This window comes from Marinoscillum sp. 108, assembly GCF_902506655.1.
Classification (GTDB): Bacteria; Bacteroidota; Bacteroidia; order Cytophagales; family Cyclobacteriaceae; genus Marinoscillum; species Marinoscillum luteum.
Genome location: NZ_LR734810.1, coordinates 1 through 4,845, shown reverse-complemented (window position 1 = coordinate 4,845; position 4,845 = coordinate 1). Strand labels below are relative to the sequence as shown.

The 4,845-nt window shown below is 46.0% G+C and carries 1 protein-coding gene and 1 pseudogene; both read right to left on the bottom strand.

Annotated elements, in window-relative coordinates; genetic code table 11:
• Nucleotides 1-3,238 (bottom strand): annotated as a pseudogene (locus tag GV030_RS15255) (hypothetical protein); the annotation flags it as partial.
• 435 nt (nt 3,239-3,673) lie between these two features.
• On the bottom strand, nt 3,674-4,845 hold a 1,172-nt coding region (locus tag GV030_RS15250; RefSeq protein WP_159583856.1), incomplete at its 5' end, for a T9SS type A sorting domain-containing protein.

Sequence of the window (4,845 nt, the reverse complement as noted above, 5' to 3'; positions counted from 1 at the left end):
TACCATCATTGTCATCATCTCCGCTGGGGTCAATGGCTTCACCATTGGACTCCTGAGCATCGGTGATGCCATCATTGTCAGAGTCTGCATCATTTTTATCAGCGATGGCATCCCCATCGAAATCACCCCTGAAGAGATAATCGGGGATGGTTGCACTACCCCCCTGTCCCTGAGTAAAGTCATCGGTCCAGTCATTATTTCCATTGGTGTCTTCTCCAGCCGTGGGCGATCCGTCATTGTCGTCATCATCATCCTGCCAGTCGCTTTCGTCTGCTCCATCGGTGTTTTGCATTACAGCATCCGATCCGATGATGTTAGCGATTCCTGTAGAAGCGGTGTTGTCAAAGATGTCCCAAAGTCCGTCAGAGTCTGCGTCTACATTATATCCTGTTTCATTGGTGATATCATTGTCTGCTCCTGTGGCATCCCAATCAGCAAAGCCGTTTGTATCAGAATCCCATGCTTCGATGATGTCATTAACTCCATCACCATCGGCATCAGTATCCCTAAAATCGTAAATCCCATCGCTATCTGTATCTAATGGACTAATAATCGTGCCTCCATTGTTAGGATCATAGATATCTAGCAGTCCATTATTATTGGTGTCTCCCGTAGCAATATTCACATGGCTACTGCTTGTCTGACCTTCGAAATTGTCAGGAATTCCATCATTGTCACTGTCTATATCCAGGTAATCATCAAATCCATCACCATCTGAATCGGGGATGGTGAGCGCTGCGATCTGTTGTTGATCATTGAGTCCATTTCCATCGGTATCTGTAAAGTCGGCAATCTGTCCTGTGGTTGTATTGGCTGTGCCTCCAGCTTCGTAGATATCTACTAGGCCATCATTGTCTGAGTCCAGGTCGCGGTAGTTATCGATACCGTCTGCGTCTGTGTCCGGAGGATTCAGTGCTATTCCTCCTGAGCATGGATTGGCCTGCGAAAATGAATAGGAGATGTGGTAAATTCTTCTGACCGTAGCTCCGGCGGGTTGTATCCTGATATAGCTTGAATTTGCAGGAAGTACATAAGTGTAATCGGTAGCCGTTGTATTTTGATTGATGGTTACTGTTTGACCACCATTATAGGTGACGCCATCAGAGGATCGACTAATGGTCATGTCCAGGTTGCCGGTTCCTGCGTCTCTCCTCATATTGAGGTAGATGGTAGTGCTACTTGGTACCGTCTGGCCCAGGTAAAGATTTAGTTGATCGCCGGCATTATTGGTGGTGGCATAAAGTCCGTCGGGGGCTCCTGTGGCGTTATCCGCATTTGTAACGCTGGTATTGGTTTGGCTGGTTGCATTTCCATTGATGGTAGTGGGATTACCGTCACATGCCGGGTCATGGGCGTCATTTAACCCGTTACCATTAGCATCAGTAAAACCATCTATTCGACCGTCATTATCACTATCCGCCAATCCGAATTCTACGATATCCGGTATGCCATCATTGTCATTGTCCAAGTCAATGGCATCTGGAACACCATCCAGATCATTGTCGAAATTATCGTTGATACCATCGCCATTTGTGTCCGCCCAGTTGTCATTGCTATCTACATCGCCATCCCCATCTACGTCCGGATCGAGATAGTCCGGAATTCCATCTCCATCCGTATCTGCGTCGTAGTCCCCCTCGTCTGCATCAGATAATCCGTCGTTGTCAGAGTCGAGATCTGCCGAGCCCGTAACCCCATCACCATCCTGATCGCAGGTATAGGAAAAAATTACATTCTCAGTGTTGATTTGGTAGTAACCAAATGACCAGGTATTGACCAAAAGGCCGTTTCCGTCCGTCCATGTATGCTGAGAAGAATTGGAGCCGGTGAGTTCAGTAGATGGAGAGGACCCAACTCCTCCCTCGCTCCGATCATCCCAATAGATGAGATCGAAGCTGGTGGCGGGTCTTACGTCCAGCATATTGATGCCTATAGCGTTGATTTCCGGGTCAAACAGTGGTGAATGAACGGGAGCCGCGGTGAATCTTCCACTAATGTTGATGGTAGTTCCCGACGTAACCGCTGCACCTAGGCCGTTCAGACCGTCCCATTTCATGCTGGCTTTGGCACTCCCACTGGATGCATCTATTTCTTGCTCAATGATGACATCTGTGGTGCCGTCCTGATAACCTGATACACCATTCAAGTCGATTATGATGCTAATGATTCCAGACTGATTTGATTCAAAATAGAGCACACCCTCGCCGCCTGTTCCAGAAGCATTGCAATAGAAATTGGCATCTGTAATGGTGACTTCAGGAAGTGTAGTAGTGGGATAAAGTTCTACATCGGGATTGTTGATGAAAATATCATACTCTGTAGCACCTATATTACCGGCCTGGGTTCGTCGGGCATCGAGAAAATCTATTGTACCATCTCCATTCAAATCTGAGGTGGATCCGAGGGCCGCACCTGTAGAGTTGGCATAAATCAAGGTGGTGTAAGGCTGCAATCCAGCAAAATCTAGTGATTTAACATAGTTTCCAGTGTTTGAACCACTGATTATTGATGGAACTTTTACGAACAATTGAAAATCATCTGAGAACTGATTGTCATAGCTTCCCGCCGAAAATCCCCAGTTTTTGGAATGTAGCCGGCCTTCTTTTTCTTCTAATCCGTCATACACGGAAAAGTCCCATAAGTCATACCAGCTTTCAACTCCTATATCATTGGCCCCGTTGGTGCTTCCACCATCGAATTGGATAAACTCTATATAGTATTCCTGATCGCTAATGTTGTTGGTCCAGGAAAGAGCATCGTATCCTGAGGCACCGACCACTGCTGCAGGGCCTGCTAAAACTTCTGCGTAGGACTCAATGACACCTGTTTGAGGAATGGTGAATGGATATCCCTGTGAATCACCGTCGGCATCTGTTACCGCGTCATTATCATCTAGAGTAAACGAGGTAACAAGGGTGCCATCATTTTCTCGGATAACAATGGTCAGATCCTCATGACGTAATTCATCGTTAGTGACAGGATCTATTCTCCGTAGCCCCATGTAGAGCGTTTCACCTTGTTTTACATAGATGTATAGCCTTTCGTCAGCAGAGGCGCCGGGTTCCAAAAAGTTTCCCGTAATTCCACCTTCCTGGGAATGACACAAGAAGCCAATAAAGTTGTTATTGGTGGTGCCATCTCCGGCACCATAGGCAGGTGTCAGATTCTTTGAACCCTCAGCATGTATGGTATGAAGGAAAAGGGAGGAGAAAGTGAGTAGCAGCAGGGTTCGTAACATAATTCATGTTTGTTAGCCAATATTTTACATAGTGGAACGAGTTGTGTGTATTAAAATATTAAATTATTGCGACAATATTGGAATATACTGGTAAAACATTGGTGATAGTATGTACCTCAATACGTTTTATGATATGGTATTTTAACCAAAAGATTAGTGCTCAATAAGTAATGTGAGTGATGTTTTTGACTTAGAATTAAGACTTATTGAGGGAAGAATAATGGAGATAAATTGTGAGGAATGTGATTGATAATCAGTTAGATAGAACTAACAGAGATGCTTGATGATTCTTGGGATTTTTGATTCAATACTGAGGGGATTTTGAGTTGGTTTCCTTTAATGTTTGTTGGGGAGATGAGCTGTTAAAAAAAAGTCAAAAAAAAACGGGACTCATTGTAAAATGAGCCCCGTCTTTATCCTGTTTGACTGCTTTGATTACTTCTTCATCACCCTAAAGGACTTTTTGGAATCGGGTAGTTCGATGATGACGTGATACACACCTGCGCCAAGTTTCGAGAGGTCGAGTATGGCCTCTTTTGACTCAAAACTCACATGTTGGTCATAGATGGTTCTGCCGGTCACATCGAGGATCATCACCCTGCTATCTGGGATGATCACCGTAGACCTGATGGACAGGTGATCCTGAGCAGGGTTAGGGTAGATGGTCCAGCTGATATTAGAGGCTTCCATCACCACATTGATGATTTCTGTGAACCCTTCATATCCATCCAGATCTACTTCTCTGATTCGGTAGAAGTTGTACCCATCAGGTGCATTCTGGTGGGTAAACTGATAATTATTGACCAGCTCCTTGATATTGACAGCCTGTACGGAGCCTATTACTTTGAAGTCTTTGCTGCCTCCGGTGCTGTGTAGCACGTCGAAGTGGCTGACATTGACTTCATTGGCAGTGGTCCATTTGAGGTTTACATTTTCGTTTTGAACGGTACCTGAGAATGCAATGAAATCAAGCGGGAGCGGCACATCTGAGCCATCCAGGATGTTGGGTGTGCCATCATCATCCCGGTCGGGTACACCATTGACGTTACCATAGAAATCCCCATTCTGATTAGGATCAAAAAGGTTGATCAACCCATCACCATCATCATCCAGGAAGTAGGCACTCTGTGGATCAAGCAGGTTGGGTATCCCATCTCCATCTGAGTCATTGAGGTAGTCAGGTGTGCCATCAGCCGGACTGGTGTCACCAGTAGGGTAGAGGGTGTTGGAGGTGGCAGCGTTGGCGGCATTGTAAGCAGTGACCCTGTTGATGTAAGAGGTTTGGTAGTTGGTAGGTCCAGCTTCATAGAATCCTTCTTCAAAATCCGGGATGTTATCATCTTCCGAGTCCGTATCGATATAGTTGGGTCGCCCGGTACCATCAGTATTTGGAATAGTGAGCGGTGTTCCGCCATTGTCCACATCCACGGAGTTGCCCAGCCCGTCACCATCAGTATCCCCGAAGGAGTCGAGTTTTCCGTCTCCATTGTAGTCATTTCCTCCTGCTTCGAGCAGGTCTGTGATGCCATCATTGTCACTATCCAGATCGAGGAAGTCCGGTATACCGTCCCCATCCGTATCCGGGTTGGCCAGGGTAGAGACTGATC